Raw genomic sequence first — 16,143 nt, 5'->3', positions numbered from 1 at the left:
TACCTTGTTAGCCGAATGCCGTGCCTCTGTCAGTCGAATGCCGTGTGCCCGTCAGCCGAATGCCGTGTCGGGGTGGCATCGACCGGGCTAAAAGTGCGTCAGTCGAATGCCGTGCCATTTTGGTTAATGTTGCCTGAGCTCGAGATGCCGTTTTTGTGCTGGTGTGGGTTGTTTTTGGACCTTGACGACATCCTCATCTATTTCAAAGCGCTCAATAGCCCGGATAGTGACCAAGGCCTGCAAGGCTTTGCGCATCCGCAGCTTGAAGTCACGGGGATTTTGGGTGCTACTGCCGCTGAGTTGGTAAAGCGTTTGCAGTTTCAACGGATACGGTGCGGCATGCGACGACAGGAAGCCATGCAGCCATAACGCCAGTGGCTGTTTCCGCAATTGCTGCCGTTGTTCGAATTCGATATGGGTGTAACCGTCTTCGAACAGGCGTAACATCGACTCGGTCAGTTCCACCACATAGCGCTGAGTCGACTCGTCGCGGTGGTAGCGCAAAAAGCCCTTTTCACCAAAGGTCTGTCGGCCGTGGTAGGTGATTTCGACGAAGGCACCGCCCAAACGCGCCATGGATTCTTTTAGCCATTCGTGCTGACTTTTGCCGGTCGAGCGACCCAGCGCCGTCAGCAAGGCATGGGCACTGAAGGTCACGCTAAAGCCCGGCAATTGTGTTCTGGACAGATGCACGATCTGCATCCAGACATCCAGGTCGGACTGATTCAATTGAACCCCCAGATAACGGACTTCGATGCCATCGACAGCCGCCAGCAAGGTGCGCTTTTTGTACGCTATCCGTTCATTGCCCTGCACACCGGCAAACAAGGCACTGCGCAAACAGGCATTTGGCGTGCCGCGCATGCCGGCAGGCCAACTGGGCAGAGTGTCTAGCGGCTCAACACGTCGTGGTTGGGCTTTTTTGCGCTCCGTCAGCAACTGGAAGCGTTCGGTCAGATTGGTCAGTGAGGTCGCAGTTGGTTGAGTCATAGCCACCTCACTTTTTCAAACTACGCGGATCACAATGCCGGGTTGGATCGGTCGGCGGCAGTGGGGGTTTCTCGATCCATTCGCGCTCGGCTGCAGTCAGATCGAGCTGGTGATGGCAGTATTTGCGCCAGGCGCGCTCTACCGCCTGAGGGTCGGGTGTAACCGAGAGCTCATCGCGGTTCTCTCCCTCGACGGTGGCCTCGGTGGCTATCGACAAGACCGGATCCTCCAGCCTGACCACATGTTCGATGGACGATCCACACAATACCGAGCCTCCCAAACGACTGGGTTGCCGGGTGATATCCAGACGCCAAGCCTCGGATGCTGTGGCGGGAATCAGGGATTCGATGACGGTTTCGCCGACTTGAGCAGACGGCGTTGGTAAGGTGTTACAACTCACGCTGAGCAAGGTGGGCAAGATGGCGGCAAACGGGGCGATGCGCATGTTCATGTCGTCTCCAAAACAGTAAGAAGACTCGACACAGTAAGCACTATTTTTTTGGGCTCGATTGCGAAAACTCGATAATTATGCGTTTTTCGAAGATTGACTCAAAAAAATGACTGGCATGATAGCGAGTCATGAAAACCACGCGTTCACCGTTCTCGATTCCTTGGCTGCAACGTTTCTTCGTTGCCGGCAAACCTGCGCCTGAGTTAAATCCAGCCAGCCCGGAGGAAGAGATACCGCGCTATCCGCCGTTCATGAAAGGCTTACCGGCTGCACCGGTGGCCCGTATTCTCGGCACACAAACCGAGTTGATCCAGTCTATTGAGCAGGCCTTGGCCTGTCCGGAATCCCTGTTTCAAAGCATCGTGCTGCCGGTGATCGCGCGTTATGCGGCCTTCAGCCATCTGCTGCCGGCGTCGGAATCGCATCACCATCGCGGTGCCGGCGGTTTGTTTCGGCATGGATTGGAAGTCGCGCACTGGGCAACGTTGGCCTCCCAGGACTGTCTGTTTGCCACCGATGTTACGCCGAAGGCACGTAAAGCGTTGGAACCGCGCTGGCGACTGGCGGTCTGTTTTGCCGGTTTATTGCATGACATCGGCAAACCGGTATCGGACATCGCCGTGACGGATAGACTGGGTGAACATACCTGGAATCCTTGTGATGAAAACCTGACCGATTGGGCTGCGCAGCATCACATCGATCGTTATTTCTTACGCTGGCGAGAGCATCGTCACAAGCGCCATGAACAGTTCTCGGCCCTGGTCATCGAACGCGTATTGACCCGTGAGGCACGCGCCTACATTCTGGCACCCGGTCCGGACATCATGCAGGCCATGCTGGAAACCATTCACGGTCTGGATCGTGGCTCGAAATGCTACGCACTGGTCATGGCCGCGGATTGCAGGAGTGTGGAACGGGATTTGAAAGCCCACTACCACGGCCTGGAATCGGCCATGGGCATGCCGATCGAACGCTACCTGTGCGATGCGATGCGTCGACTGGTCAAATCCGGTCAATGGCTAGCCAACGAAAAAGGCGCCCGCATCTGGCGTTTCCAGGAGGGTCTCCATATCGTCTGGCGCAGCGCCGTCAAAGACATGCTGGCCCTGCTGGACAAGGATCACATCCCCGGCATTCCCCGCGATGAAGATACCTTGGCCGATATTTTGATCGAACGCGGACTGGCTATTCCCAAAACCTTGCCGAACGGCGGACGGTTTCGCTATTGGCGCATGCAAACCGAAACCCTGAACGGCAGCTTGTTCATGTTACGTCTGGCTTCGATTGAACTGGTGTACAGCGGGGAACCGCCGGTAGCGGTGGATGGCATCGAAGTCAGTGAGGTGTCGGAGTCTGCACCTGCCAACCCAGCCAACGCCCCCTCCCAATCCACCAGCCAATCGGCTGCCGATACCAGTGGAGGCAAACGACGAAAAACGAAGACACCTGACAGCGTAATCCAAACAGCGAGCGCTGAACCGAATGTTGCGCAACGGGCTGAGCCGATCATCCCGGTGGATTTAGCCGCCATGTTGGCGATGGATGCCGACGCTGACAGAGACCGTGGGCTACACGATCATGCGGGTCAAGTCTTGGCGGATAGAATCGATCAACAGCCAAACGCTTCAAATAGCGGTTCGGACAGCACGATTGACGCAGAGGCAGCATCGATTTCATCTCAAAATCCTGCGCCGGATCAAAGTGACGTTGCCCGACACTGGCTGGCATCGCAAGGTCAAGCAGGACACTGGCTGATTCAACTGGCCGCTATCGTCACCGCCGAACAGTGGCGCTGGGGCACGGATATTTTGGACGTACAGCAACAGTGCTTGTTGAGTTTTCCCAGAACGCCCGATGCGCTTAAGCTGGAAGCCAACCAGTTTATTCGCACTCTGGAGGAAAAAGGTTGGTTGGTGACCGATGTGCTTTCGCCCATGCGTAAAGTCAGAGAGATCCAGCAAATCCGTGGGGTACTCCTCGCCAGTGAACCGAGCGGCATGTTCAAACAGTTGTTGGCGACCACGACCACGCCCGATGCCCATCGGCCTCAAACGCTCGAATCAGAATCTTCGGTACAGACACCGGAACAGAAGGCCGAACGCACGCCGAAAAATACCCTAAAGCCCTCAGCGCCATCGGCCAGCACGCCGGGAATCCATCCGCCAACGCCTGCTGCATGGTCTCCCGACAATCCAGAACACGTGACGGCCAAGTCATCCAAAGCCAAAGCTGACAAAAAACAGCATTACCGGCAAGCCATCAAAACTTGGATGGAGGAATTGCAACAAACACCGACGCGAACGCCAGCCCCTGGGGATGACTCGGCATGGCTTGATGTGGACGAACAGGCGATAGCGACTTTTCTGAGTAATACACCCGGCTTGACCCGCACGCAGTTAATGCGTGAACTCGGCAGTCATGGTGATTTCCGAAGTGTCGGTACCTGTTTACAACTGCGGCGTACCCCATGAAATCCGATTACGATTACCAGTTTCCCTGGCGGCCGATCTTCGAGGTGTATGCCATCTCGGGTTGGTTGGGCGGTGCCGGATTGGCATATTGGACTAGTCGTTGGTCGGGCTTGCCGCGTGAGCCCTTCGATTGGTTGATGACGGCGTGCGGCGTGATGGCGTGTTGGCGGTTGTCGCCGGCGTTGAATCTTTGGTACCGCAAACGCCTGTTGCGGCAGTTTCGGTTCCAATACCTGGATGCCGAGAAGCTGGTAGCGATGGTGAAACAGCATCCCGAAGCCTTGTGGTTCGGCTGGGGATTCGATTGGGTGCAAAAGCACGCGCAATTGGCCTACGAGATTTTGAAACGCGATGTCTCGACTTTGATACCTAGCGATCATCAACGCATGGGCTCGGCCTGGATACACGGCCTGGAAGTCTCCGAAAGCGATATCCGCCAGCCTTTGCAGCATACCGCCGGCCATACGCTGCTGGTCGGTACTACCGGCGCCGGCAAAACTCGCGCCTTTGACGTGTTGGTGACGCAAGCCGTGTTGCGCGGCGAAGCGGTGATCATCATCGATCCTAAAGGCGACAAAGATTTGATGGCCTCTGCCAAACGGGCTTGCGCCTTGGCCAAGCGACCGGATCGTTTCGTGTATTTCCACCCGGCGTTTCCGGAAGACAGCGTCCGACTCGATCCCTTGCACAATTTCAACCGACCTTCGGAAATCGCCAGCCGTATCAGCGCCATTTCGCCCAGCGAAAGCAGTAACGATCCGTTCAAAGCCTTTGGCCAAAAATCGTTGGATAACGTGATTCAGGGTTTGATGGTGATTGAGGAGCGCCCTACCCTGGTTAAGCTGCGCCGTTATCTGGAAGGCGGCCCTTCGACGTTGGTGATTCAGGCCCTGGAACGCTATTTCGACAACAATCTGGGGCATTGGCGGCAAGAGGCGCGGCCTTACCTGAAAAACGCCAAGGACATCGATTCCAAAGCGGTAGGTTTGGTTCGGTTTTATCGGGAGGTCGTGCAGTACCAACTGCCCAATTTGGATTTGGAAGGCCTATTGTCCTTGTTCGAACACGACCGGGCGCACTTCAGCAAGATGGTCGCCTCCTTGATTCCGATCATGAACATGCTGACCTCGGGCTCTTTAGGCCCCCTGCTCTCCCCTAACCCTCATGATATTGACGATCTTAGGCCGATCACCAATACCGGCCACATCATTGAAAAAGCCCAGGTCGCTTATATCGGTCTGGACTCGTTATCGGATGGCATGGTGGGCAGCGCCATTGGCTCGATTCTGTTGGCCGATTTGGCGGCCGTAGCCGGTGATCGCTACAACTACGGCGTCACGGACCGACCGGTGAATGTGTTTGTCGACGAGGCGGCCGAAGTCATTAACGACCCCTTCATTCAGGTGTTGAACAAAGGCCGCGGTGCCAAGATTCGCCTGTTCATCGCCACCCAGACCTTTGCCGATTTTGCCGCCCGTACCGGTTCCCAGGACAAAGCCCGGCAAGTGCTGGGTAACGTCAACAACCTGATCGCGCTGAGGATCATGGACAGCGAGACCCAGCAGTACATCACCGACAATCTGCCAAAAACCCGCTTGAAATACATCATGCGCACCCAAGGCGTAGCCACTAGCGCGACTAATCCTACGGTGTTTTCCGGCAATGTCGGCGAACGGCTAATGGAAGAAGAAGGTGATTTGTTTGCCCCGCAGTTACTCGGACAACTGCCTGACTTGCATTACATCGCCAAGTTATCCGGCGGCCGGATTGTCAAAGGGCGTTTGCCGATACTGCGTTCGGCCGAAGATCGTCAGGGCGCGAGCTCATGACGCGCAATCTGCTGTTCAGCCTGATGCTTTGGCTACTGGAAGTGATCCTGGTGGCCAGTTTTGTGTCGGACCGCTGGACGCGTGAACTGCAGCGCGCCGAAGACCGGATGATGATCGGCTATTTTGGCGCTGCAAAAGAATCTCAGATCAGACATACCGCGCAGCGCTGGTTTGATCGCTTGTTTGTCACCACCGGCATCCGAGAAAACGTATTCCGCTACTTCATCCCGACCGAGCGCGAACGCCAGATGTCCAAAGGTTTCGAGGATGTGGGACGCAACGATTTGTTTCCCTTTATCGAAAGCCGGCTCAACGTGCTCTGGGACACGATCTTTCAAATGTTCAAGCGCCTGACGACGGCCTGCATCTGGTTGCCGTACCTGGTGGCTGCCTTGCTGCCGTTTGTCGTCGACGGATTGGTGCGGCGCAAGATCAGCCAGACCAATTTCGATTACCCCAGCCCCATGGCGCATCGCTACAGTCTTTATTTGATTCTGGGCGCGCTGTATCTATTGCTGGTCAGCTTGACCTTACCGTTTCCGATTCCGCCACAAGCCGTCCCGGTGGGCGTTTTTGTCGTGGTCTATGCCGTCAACGTGCTGTTGGCCAATACGCAAAAGCGGATTTAGAGGCAGGCCATGGATTTCATCAGGTACCTGGACTGGTCGCCCCTCAGAAAACAAGCACCCATATTAAGTCGCAAGCTCAGCCAAACACTAGATTCACCCCGTCAACCTCTATTCCTTGTGTACATGCTGTCGCGACTACCCCGGTGCAGCACCTGGGATCTTCATTTGCTTAATTCCCCCAGGCGTATTAGCTTTCCCCGAATGTAGAATCGGGGCTGCCTGCACATTGGCTTTTTCGAGGCTTGCTCGGGGTTCATTCGCATTATGGCCTGCACACGCGCGCCGTCACCGTATATCGTGACAGTTTCACTGAAGGCTTCAGCCAGTTCGCTACTGGCGTAATCGTATCGGAATCGATGAGGGTTTGATTCGGAATGGATAGCTGATTTAGGCTGGAATATGTACCATTATGGATGCAACTGAATTAACCGATTGAGAATATTCTATGGCGAAAGGATTCTATAGCTTGGAGAGGTAAAGCGTCATGAAACAGACCATCAGCTTTGTCACCTTGGGGGTTGCTGATCTCGAACGCAGTCGCCGCTTCTATCGTGCGTTGGGCTGGACCGAATCGCCGAGCAGTCAGACAGCTGTCGCCTTCTTTCAAGTTGGCTGCATTGCCTTTGCCTTATTTGGTCGCGAATCCTTGGCTGACGATGCCAATGTCTCGTCCGAGGGCTCGGGATTTCCGGGTTTTACTATTGCACACAACGTGGCTTCCGAAAGCGACGTTGAAACGACCTTGCGGGAAGCAATGGCTGCGGGAGGTCGTTTGATTCGAACTGCAGAAAAAGCACCCTGGGGTGGTTTCCGAGGTTACTTTGCCGATCCCGATGGTTTTCTCTGGGAAGTCTGTTACAACCCGTTCTTTCTCTTGGATGACCAGGGCTTCGTGAAACTGCCAAAGTGAGCGTCGACAGTCGGCTTGTTTATAAAAAATATTTCACCTGAACTACATTCGCCAAGGTCTTGAGTTTTCAAGCTATCGCTATTGGCTCGCAACAACTTGTTGCAGCGTATCGACTTGATATTCCAGTAAAAACTGAAACAATGCACCCCATCGATAACCTGTTGGATTTGATGGAGTGCGCTATGAAAGTTTTACTCGTGGCTTTGACCATGCTGTTTTCTGCAGCGATTTTGCTGGTCGCTGGTTTTCAATTGATTCGCTTGTTCGTCACCGAAGTGGCCGAATTTGTATTGGAAGCTTGGCGTAGTCCAGAATTGCCGTCGGCGCATTGAATTCACATTGTAGGTTCTTCAACCCGTGGAGGTTGAAGGCGACGATTGTTAAAACCTGTGGCGGCTAATGTGGATTAACCGCCATTTAATCTTTTCTCCAATCATAAAACCAGGCCGTGAGATCGAAGGCAACTATCTCTTATACAACCGGTACGCCAGTCCAATCAGCGTGGAGGCAATCAAGCCCATGAGCAATACATAGCCTAGATAAGCATTCGACGCACCAAATAAGGCATTACCCACGGTCGGCCACAACTGGCAAATGGCAAGAGGCGAGTCAACGCAGCGCCCATCCATGTCTCCAGCCACTAGGACTGCTAGCGATTGATACAGAAAGGGATAAACCGCCACTAATGCAATAATTAACGGAAACAAGACTTGAGTATGGCTCATCGACCTGGAATCCAACGGAGATTGTTCCAGTTGATGACCGTCTTTGTGTTTGCTTGCAACCGACTCGACCGTCCGTTGTGCATCAAGCAGGCTGATACCATTCTTGATCCGTATCAAGCGGGCCGCTTCAACTTTATTACCACGCTGTATGGCCAATTCTGCCTCTTGTGGTATCTGAATTTTTCTTGCTTTTCTTTTCACGATGAATCCAACCAAATAAAAATCTAGGCGATTTTACTATGAATCGACAGATCACTGATTGTCATGATCCGGTCTGATGTCTAGCAAAACCAAGATGTTGTGGCCGGTGAGATTATCAGGATTCGGCGGGTGGTTACGAGAAGTTTGGAAACGATGAAGATTATTCGTTCTTTGCTGAAGTTGGCTATTTGAAACCAGGCATTGGTTTTACGCTATCGCCTCCAGTCCTTTTTTGGCGACGAGGGACAAAAGCTTCAGTGATGCGCCTTTTGGATGTTTTTCTCCACGCTCCCATTGGCTAACCAGGCCGGTCGTAACGTTCAGGTGACGAGCAAAGACGGCTTGGCTTGCCTGTTCACGCTGCCGCAACGCGCGAATTTCTTCCGGCTGCAAAGGTTTGACAGGCGTTAGGCACATTTCGTCAAATTCCCGCATAGTACGCTTATCCATGATGCCCGCCTCATGCAGACCCTCAGCGGTTTCATGCACGGAGGCCATCAAACGGCTACGGTATTGTTTTTTCATTGCAGCTCACCTCTATCAATGTCTTATTTGCCAATGCGCAGTTTAATGCTGCTTCGTCATACTCCAGCATGACAGCCGCCAATTTCCGCAAAGCAACCAGTTCATCTATGGTGGCTTATTCATTTTTGGCAAAACCATGCACAAAAACGCCAGTGAACCGATGCGGAACAAGATCAGGGTGCGAAATCCGCTCGATTTACCACCACCGCTACGGACGACACGTTGTTGAATGACGCCGCCGCCTAAATCAGCATCCAGTAATCCCTTTTCGGCATCACTGACTGCCTTACAGAGGCTTGAATCGTCTATTCCTGATTTTTTGGCAAATCGTATGAATGCCTTGTTTTTGAATTGAATATTCGCACGCCTGCTCTGCTTTACCCCTCACCCCAACGCCACAAACGCCATCACCCAAATACTGATCACCATCAGGAAGTTCTCCAAACCGGCTTGAATGGTCTGTTGCCTGCGGTATTTCTCCATCGCTATCAAGCTGGCTTTTTGGTCACGCATGTGGACGAGTGGACGGTTCATGGTGTGCTCCTTATCTAGTGTGGACGCTTGTAGCTGCGCATCTGGCCCACCAATACGCCTTGGATTTCCACCTGCTGCGGCTTGTAGCGCATGGCTTCCATCTTGGAGTTGGCGGGGATGAGCAGGGTTTCGTGCGGGTATTGCTCGATGTATTTCAAGGTAGCTTCGGCCTTGTCGACCAGGGCCACCACGATCTCGCCGTTGCGGGCATGGCAACGTTGTTCGATGACGACCCAGTCGCCATCGTAGATGCCGGCCTCGATCATCGAATCGCCTTGTACCTTCAGGATGTAACAAGGGTTTTCGGTTTTGAGTTCGTCCGGAATCACCATGTAGCGCTCGTCGGCTATCGCCTCGATGGGCCTACCGGCGGCAATCTTGCCGACGTAACGCACTGAATGCGGCGAGGTTTGCCGGTGTTTGCCGATGTCCAAAGCCTTTTCGGTCAGCCGGACGCCGCGGTGCTTGCGGTCGAATGGTTCGACCAAGCCGGCCTCGACCAAGCCTTGCATCAGTAAATGCAAGGAACCGCGCGACTTCAAGCCCAGCGCCGTGCACAGCTCTTGCAACGAGGGCGGATGCGCGAAGGCATCTTGGTTCTGCAGCAAAAAATCGAGGATCTCGCGTTGTTTTCGGGTCAAGGCATCCATGGTTATAGTTCTTGTTTGGTTTTTATTAAAAATAGCATAGCGCCATTAAAAGAACAATACTAGAACTTTTATTATTTCATTGGTAACCTTTACCCAAACCCTGATTTTCACCGGTTACCCCTATGCCGCTTGTCCGCTTCCCCAAACCCAAGAAACCCTTGAACGCGCTGTTGCCCGCTTGGATTTGCAGGCCGGCCAGCCACCCCAAACCGTTGCGGCTGCCTTTGTTCGGCGGCAAGGTCGCGGCAGGCTTCCCGTCGCCGGCGGACGACTACGTCGACAAGACCCTGGACTTGAACGAGCTGCTGGTACAAAAACCCGCTGCCACCTTCTTCGTGCGCGCCCAAGGCGAATCGATGCTCGGCGCTGGCATTCACCCCAACGACATTCTGGTCGTCGATCGCTCTATCGAGCCCGCAGCGGGCAAGATCGTCATTTGCGCCTTGAACGGTGAACTGACGGTCAAGCGCCTGGCTTCGGAAAACGGACAATGGAAGCTGAAAGCCGAGAACCCGGCTTACCCCGACATCGAGCTAAACGACGAGCTGGATATGCTGGTCTGGGGCGTGGTGACCAACGTCATTCATCCCGTTTGATGCAACGGCGCTTGGCCCTGGTCGATTGCAACAATTTTTACGTGAGCTGTGAACGGGTATTCAGGCCCGACTTGATCGGCCAGCCGGTGGCCGTGCTCAGCAACAACGATGGTTGTGTCGTGGCCCGTAGCCAGGAAGTGAAGGACCTTGGCATCAAGATGGGCGTGCCGCTGTTCCAGATACGGCATTTGGTCGACCAACACGACATCCGGCTGTTTTCGTCCAACTACGCGCTCTATGCCGACATGTCTTCCCGCGTCATGGCCACCTTGGAAGAATTCGCACCCAGCCTGGAGGTGTATTCCATCGACGAGGCCTTTCTGGACTTGTCCGGCGTTTACCCGTGCCAGCAAAACCCGATAGCCTACGGCCAGCGCATCAAGCAGGCCGTGTTTCGCGCGACCGGCATTCCGGTAAGCGTGGGCCTGGGGCCGACCAAAACCCTGGCCAAGCTGGCGAATTTCGCGGCCAAGAAGTGGAAAAAAACCGGCGGCGTGCTGGACTTGTCCGACCCGGTGCGGAGGGAAAAGCTGATGAAGATCGTGCCGGTCGGCGAGGTGTGGGGCATTGGCCGCAAGATCGCCGCGCGCCTGGAACAGCTTGGCATCAATTCCGTTTGGGACTTGGCCAGCCAGCCGCCCGAGCGCATTCAAGCGCAATTCAGCGTCGTCGTGTCCCGCACGGTGTTGGAATTGAACGGCATTTCTTGCCTGGAGTTGGAGGAGATAGCACCGAACAAGCAACAAATCGTCTGCTCGCGCAGTTTCAGCCGCAAGCTGACCGCATACAGGGAACTGTCGGCGGCGCTGGCCGAGTTCGGCTCGCGCGCGGCGGAAAAGCTCAGGAAGCAGCGCTCTGTCACAGGTTGCATCACGGTGTTCATCCGCACCAATCCGTTCAACCCCAACGAGCCGCAATACCAGCGCGCGGCCAGCGCCAAGCTCGACGCTGGCACCCAGGACAGCCGCGTCATCGTCGCCACGGCCAACCGCCTCCTCGAAGCGATTTACAAGCCCGGCTACGGCTACAAAAAAGCCGGAGTGCAATTGAGCGCCATCCAGCCGGCAACGGCGCCGGCTCAGTTGGATTTATTCGACCTGGCCGATAGCGACTTGCCGGCGGAAAACCGCGAGTTGATGCAAGCCATGGACCGGATCAATCGGCGCTATCCGAAGGCTATTGCCCTCGCCGCTACGGGCATTGACAAGAGCTGGAAGCCCAAGGCGGAGCGGATTTCGAAGCGCTATACGACGGATTGGAAAGAGCTAGTTATTGTGAAGTGAAGCATGATGAGAGGAGTTTATGAGTCGTGAAACGGCCATTGCTATCCTTTGCGAATAGGCCGTCGGTTATGCCGTTTAAGCGCGATTCTTGACAATCGAACAGGAAAAAACGTAGTTTAGGTCGGTCTGAATAATATTTTATTAGGCCGCACCTATGTACAGCTACGTACTCTTAGCCCACATTCTGGCTGCAACTGTATGGACTGGCGGGCACTTGGTGCTGGCTTTCACAGTTCTTCCTCGCGCATTGGCAGCACAAGATCCAAAGATATTGCTCGATTTCGAAGCAGGGTTCGAACGCATCGGTATGCCGGCTTTGTTTGTTCAAGTTGTCTCGGGTCTGTGGATGGCCCACCTGTTAGAACCCGATTTCTCCAGCTGGATTACCATGAACTCTCTGCAGGGCAAGCTTATCGCGCTTAAGCTCACCTTGCTAATCGTCACCATCCTCACCGCGCTAGACGCCCGGTTTCGTGTCATTCCAAATCTCAGTGCATCAACCCTTCCTGCAATGGCGCACAGAGTCATTCTAGTCACCATTGCCTCAGTAGGGTTCGTACTGGTTGGGGTTTCATTTCGAGGGGTCCTACTGGCATGACTCATGCCCACGGTGCTTATGTGTTGCGACCTGCAATCAAAAACCCATAAACCAGCAATCAGCGCATTTCTCGACCGGAATTAAATACAACTGACGGGCGTTCAAACCGGGATTATTTGCAACTGAAATATGTCACTGTCCATCGGCGGCAGCCGGCCAAAAGCGGGCTGCCCCGTTTTAGTGGTATTGACAGCAGCTGATTCAATAGCCGCCGGTCAGTTTAGCTATCGATGCTTGATTACAAGACCTATATGACCCCGGATTTTTTTATCAAAATATTGCATGGGAATGCGGAATGTCAGCTTTATCATTTGATTTGCCGATATTAAATTCCAATAAAAATCGTTTGTCTTATATTAAATGGGTTTCTATAGTGACCTAGAATCACAATCGCGAATTTGGCTAGCGGCAATGTGCAACTTTTTGCGGGAGTTCATGTAGCCGAACCGGTAACGGTATGAGGCGGTTTGTATCCCAAAGAGCTACTGGATTCCGGGGACGATGTCCCCTCTGGTTGTGCGACAAGGCGTGCTCACGACATTGCCTTCCCAGTCTGAAAAATTGGCGGCGGGCATCCGGAACTGATGCGTGTCACTAAAAGAGAGGCAGGAACAGCGGTGAAGAATATCTACGCCGATGTGTTCAATGTCCGTCAGCCCGTATAGCATGTACTTGCGGCTATTTTTTGTGCTTTTTAACAAAAGTCAGGGGAGTTCGCCATGTCCAGATACACCGTCAAACTGAAATGCAACCGCGAAATTGCTGAAGGAACTATGGCGTTTCATTTTGAGAAGCCTGCGGATTTTACCTTCAAAGCAGGTCAATTCGGCAGCCTGACGCTGATAAATCCCGCTGAAACAGATGCCGAAGGCAATACGCGAGCGTTTTCGTTTGCCAGCGCGCCTTACGAAGACGACCTTATTTTTGCGGCCCGTATGCGTGATACGGCATTTAAGCGGGTATTAAAAACCCTGCAGCCCGGCACCGAGGTGATGTTAGATGGACCTTATGGCTCGTTCACCCTACATAACAATGCCAGTGTTCCGGCGGTTTTTCTTACCGGCGGTATAGGCGTTACACCGGTAAGAAGCATTGTGCTGCAAGCCTTGCATGATCGGGTTTCGCACCGAATCCTTGTCTTTTATGCTAATCGAAGACCGGAAGATGCGGCCTTTCTGGACAATTTGTCCACAGCACACGCCAACAACCCCAATTATACCTTTGTCGGCACTATGGCCGAGATGGAAAAGTCCAGTCGCGAATGGCATGGCGAAACCGGGTTTATCAATAAAGCCATGCTGCTGAAGTTCATCGACGATCTGACGCTGCCCATTTTTTACATAGACGGTCCTGCCCCAATGGTAAAAGCGATGCGTGATATGTTGAGCGAAGCGGGTGTCGATGAAGACAACATCCGCACGGAAGAGTTTTCAGGTTACTGATGAAAGCTGAAACACCATGAATGTTGCCGCGCAGCCCTTAATGACAAAAACTCCTGATTTGTCTCCCTGGTGGCTGCGCACGGTGCTGATCGTGATGGTGCTGGGCTTTGCAGGCCTGATCGTCATAACATCGCTGGCCTATCGCAATGCTCCGCCGATTCCGGCCCAAATCGTTGATGCACAAGGTGTTCGCCTGTTTTCCGGTGACGAAATCAAAGAAGGCCAGGCTATCTTTCTCAAATACGGGTTGATGAACAACGGCAGTATCTGGGGTCATGGCGCATACTTGGGGCCAGATTATTCGGCCGAGGCATTGCACCGAATCGGCGAGAACACCGCCACTATCATTGCCCAGCAGCAATACCAACAGCCACTTTCCTCACTCACGCCCGGCCAATTGGCCGCCGTGTATGCACAAACCGCAGTCGAGCTAAAGACCAATCATTATGATGCCGCCAGCGCAACGTTGCGTCTGACCGTGCCGGAGACATCCGCCTATCGTAAGCAGATCGCTTATTGGACGGATTATTTCCTGAATCCTGAACGGAATGGCGGACTCAAACGTGGATTGATCAGCGATCCGACTGAACTGCGCCAGTTTACCGCCTTCATCACATGGACTGCCTGGGCCTCGGTGGCCAACCGCCCCGGCGAGAACTACTCCTACACCAACAATTTTCCATACGACCCCAGCGTCGGGAATATGCCCGTTCCCGGTGCGCTGTTATGGAGTGCGTTGAGCCTTATCGTGCTGCTGGCCGGTATTGGAATCGTACTTCTGATGTTTGGAAAATTCGATTATCTTGGCTGGATTAGCACAGGACATCATGTACATCCTCATCTGTTGCCTGGGCAAGCCAGTGCCGGTCAACTAGCACTGGTGAAATTTTTCGTGGTGGTGGCGCTGCTGTTTCTTGCTCAGACCTTGGTGGGCGGTGCAACGGCGCACTATCGCGCCGATCCAGGCAGTTTTTACGGCCTTGAGCTGGAGAAGCTATTTCCCAGCAATCTGATGCGCACCTGGCATCTACAAACCGCGGTTTTCTGGATTGCCACCGCTTTTGTCGCCGCAGCCTTGTTTCTCGGTCGTTCACTGCGCAATGATGAACCTCGCTGGTTCGCGGGCTGGGTTCATCTGCTGTTCGGTGCTTTCGCCGTGGTCATAGGCGGTAGCCTGTTAGGCGAGTGGGCGGGGATTTCACAAATGCTGGATCAATGGTGGTTCTGGCTTGGCAACCAGGGTTGGGAATACCTGGAGCTCGGCCGTCTGTGGCAGTACCTGCTTATCGCCGGTCTGCTGGCGTGGTTTACGCTTTTATTTAAGTTGCTACAGCCTGATACCCTGAACGACTCAGAAGCGAAACCTTTAGTCAGGCTGTTCCTGCTAGCTTCCTTGGCGATTCCGCTGTTCTACATCCCGGCACTCTTCTTCGGCGCAAAGACCAACTTCACAGTGGTCGATACCTGGCGCTTCTGGATCATTCATTTATGGGTCGAAGGTTTCTTTGAATTCTTTGCCACCACGCTGGTGGCGCTGCTGTTTTATCAACTGGGTCTTACCCAGCGCAACGTTGCGCTTCGAGTGATTTACCTCGACGCCATCCTCTATTTCGTCGGCGGCCTGATTGGTACCGGCCATCACTGGTATTTTACCGGCCAGAGCAGCGTCAACATGGCGCTGTCGGCAATGGTCTCGGTACTGGAAGTAGTGCCCTTGACGCTGCTGACTCTGGACGCCTGGGATTTCGTGCGCACCACACGCGCTGACTGCGACGTCTGCGGCAAACCGGTAGCCATACCGCATAAATGGACGTTCTATTTCTTGATGGCCGTCGGCTTCTGGAATTTCGTCGGTGCCGGCATCTTCGGCTTTCTAATCAACCTGCCTATCGTCAGCTATTATGAAGTCGGAACCCAACTGACACCCAACCATGGCCATGCCGCGATGATGGGGGTATTCGGCATGCTGGCACTGGCACTGATGGTATTCGTGTTGCGCCAGACCAGCTCCGATTTGCGCTGGGTCGACATCGAGAAATACGTAAGGGTCGGATTTTGGGGCTCCAATGTTGGCCTGGCTCTGATGTTAATCATGAGCTTGTTCCCCAGTGGCGTGTTGCAAGTTTGGGATGTCGTTCAGCATGGATACTGGCATGCGCGCAGCCTTGATTACATCGGCAGCGAAAGGTCGCGCCTGATCGAATGGCTACGTCTGCCCGGTGATCTGGTATTTATCCTGTTTGGCGCCATACCGTTGGCAATCGCATCCATCAAAGGCTGGCTGGATGTGCATTAGCTTGTGTCTGATA

At 53.9% G+C, this 16,143-nt stretch carries 17 protein-coding genes; 10 read left to right on the top strand and 7 right to left on the bottom strand.

The window, feature by feature from the left end; genetic code table 11:
- Positions 1–123: 123 nt before the first annotated feature.
- Both trfA and IVG45_RS03815 read right to left on the bottom strand, forming a co-directional pair.
- Positions 124–990 carry a plasmid replication initiator TrfA gene (trfA, locus tag IVG45_RS03820; RefSeq protein ID WP_196436567.1) on the bottom strand — a complete coding sequence of 289 codons (867 nt, stop codon included), beginning with the start codon at positions 988–990 and terminating at the stop codon, positions 124–126.
- 7 nt (positions 991–997) lie between these two features.
- A complete protein-coding gene (locus IVG45_RS03815; protein WP_196436566.1) occupies positions 998–1,441 on the bottom strand; it encodes a hypothetical protein in 444 nt (147 codons plus the stop codon).
- A 128-nt stretch (positions 1,442–1,569) separates the two neighbouring features.
- On the opposite strand from IVG45_RS03815, the gene mobH reads away from it, so the two are divergent.
- From mobH to IVG45_RS03790, 5 genes are all read left to right on the top strand, one after another.
- Entirely contained in the window at positions 1,570–3,912 is a 2,343-nt protein-coding gene (gene mobH / locus IVG45_RS03810; RefSeq protein ID WP_196436565.1) for a MobH family relaxase, read from the top strand.
- Entirely contained in the window at positions 3,909–5,741 is a 1,833-nt protein-coding gene (gene traD / locus IVG45_RS03805; protein WP_196436564.1) for a conjugative transfer system coupling protein TraD, read from the top strand. Before mobH ends, traD begins: the two co-directional genes overlap by 4 nt.
- Complete coding sequence (locus IVG45_RS03800) at positions 5,738–6,370, top strand: DUF4400 domain-containing protein (protein ID WP_196436563.1); 633 nt, start codon at positions 5,738–5,740, stop codon at positions 6,368–6,370. Before traD ends, IVG45_RS03800 begins: the two co-directional genes overlap by 4 nt.
- Before the next feature lie 484 nt (positions 6,371–6,854).
- Positions 6,855–7,280: a VOC family protein gene (locus tag IVG45_RS03795; protein ID WP_196436562.1), complete on the top strand. Its 426-nt coding sequence runs from the start codon at positions 6,855–6,857 to the stop codon at positions 7,278–7,280.
- Positions 7,281–7,462: 182 nt separating this feature from the next.
- On the top strand, positions 7,463–7,612 hold the full coding sequence (locus IVG45_RS03790) for a hypothetical protein (RefSeq protein ID WP_196436561.1): 150 nt from the start codon (positions 7,463–7,465) through the stop codon (positions 7,610–7,612).
- Between the two features lie 132 nt (positions 7,613–7,744).
- On the opposite strand, the gene IVG45_RS03785 is transcribed toward IVG45_RS03790, so the two are convergent.
- The 5 genes from IVG45_RS03785 to lexA all read right to left on the bottom strand — a co-directional run bounded on the left by IVG45_RS03785 (position 7,745) and on the right by lexA (position 9,915).
- On the bottom strand, positions 7,745–8,206 hold the full coding sequence (locus IVG45_RS03785; protein ID WP_196436560.1) for a hypothetical protein: 462 nt from the start codon (positions 8,204–8,206) through the stop codon (positions 7,745–7,747).
- 207 nt (positions 8,207–8,413) lie between these two features.
- A complete protein-coding gene (locus IVG45_RS03780) occupies positions 8,414–8,731 on the bottom strand; it encodes a helix-turn-helix domain-containing protein (RefSeq protein WP_196436559.1) in 318 nt (105 codons plus the stop codon).
- A gap of 105 nt (positions 8,732–8,836) precedes the next feature.
- Positions 8,837–9,040 carry a type II toxin-antitoxin system RelE/ParE family toxin gene (locus IVG45_RS22550; RefSeq protein WP_230874871.1) on the bottom strand — a complete coding sequence of 68 codons (204 nt, stop codon included), beginning with the start codon at positions 9,038–9,040 and terminating at the stop codon, positions 8,837–8,839.
- A 75-nt stretch (positions 9,041–9,115) separates the two neighbouring features.
- Positions 9,116–9,265 carry a hypothetical protein gene (locus IVG45_RS03770; RefSeq protein ID WP_196436558.1) on the bottom strand — a complete coding sequence of 50 codons (150 nt, stop codon included), beginning with the start codon at positions 9,263–9,265 and terminating at the stop codon, positions 9,116–9,118.
- 14 nt (positions 9,266–9,279) lie between these two features.
- Positions 9,280–9,915 (bottom strand): transcriptional repressor LexA, encoded by a 636-nt coding sequence (gene lexA / locus IVG45_RS03765; RefSeq protein WP_196436557.1) that lies wholly within the window; start codon positions 9,913–9,915, stop codon positions 9,280–9,282.
- A gap of 212 nt (positions 9,916–10,127) precedes the next feature.
- Between lexA and IVG45_RS03760 the strand changes: the two genes are divergently transcribed.
- The 5 genes from IVG45_RS03760 (at position 10,128) to IVG45_RS03740 (ending at position 16,130) form a co-directional block, all read left to right on the top strand.
- Entirely contained in the window at positions 10,128–10,511 is a 384-nt protein-coding gene (locus IVG45_RS03760; protein WP_230874870.1) for a LexA family protein, read from the top strand.
- Positions 10,511–11,794: a Y-family DNA polymerase gene (locus IVG45_RS03755; protein ID WP_196437911.1), complete on the top strand. Its 1,284-nt coding sequence runs from the start codon at positions 10,511–10,513 to the stop codon at positions 11,792–11,794. The genes IVG45_RS03760 and IVG45_RS03755 overlap by 1 nt, the downstream gene beginning before the upstream one ends.
- 154 nt (positions 11,795–11,948) lie before the next feature.
- A complete protein-coding gene (locus IVG45_RS03750; RefSeq protein WP_196436555.1) occupies positions 11,949–12,392 on the top strand; it encodes a CopD family protein in 444 nt (147 codons plus the stop codon).
- Positions 12,393–13,111: 719 nt separating this feature from the next.
- Positions 13,112–13,834 carry a ferredoxin--NADP reductase gene (locus IVG45_RS03745; RefSeq protein ID WP_196436554.1) on the top strand — a complete coding sequence of 241 codons (723 nt, stop codon included), beginning with the start codon at positions 13,112–13,114 and terminating at the stop codon, positions 13,832–13,834.
- Between the two features lie 16 nt (positions 13,835–13,850).
- Positions 13,851–16,130 (top strand): nitric-oxide reductase large subunit, encoded by a 2,280-nt coding sequence (locus IVG45_RS03740; RefSeq protein WP_196436553.1) that lies wholly within the window; start codon positions 13,851–13,853, stop codon positions 16,128–16,130.
- The last annotated feature ends 13 nt before the right edge of the window (positions 16,131–16,143 follow it).

The organism is Methylomonas sp. LL1 (genome assembly GCF_015711015.1).
Taxonomy (GTDB): Bacteria; Pseudomonadota; Gammaproteobacteria; order Methylococcales; family Methylomonadaceae; genus Methylomonas.
Note: the sequence above shows the minus strand (reverse complement) of the source record. Positions and strands in the feature narration are given on the sequence as shown.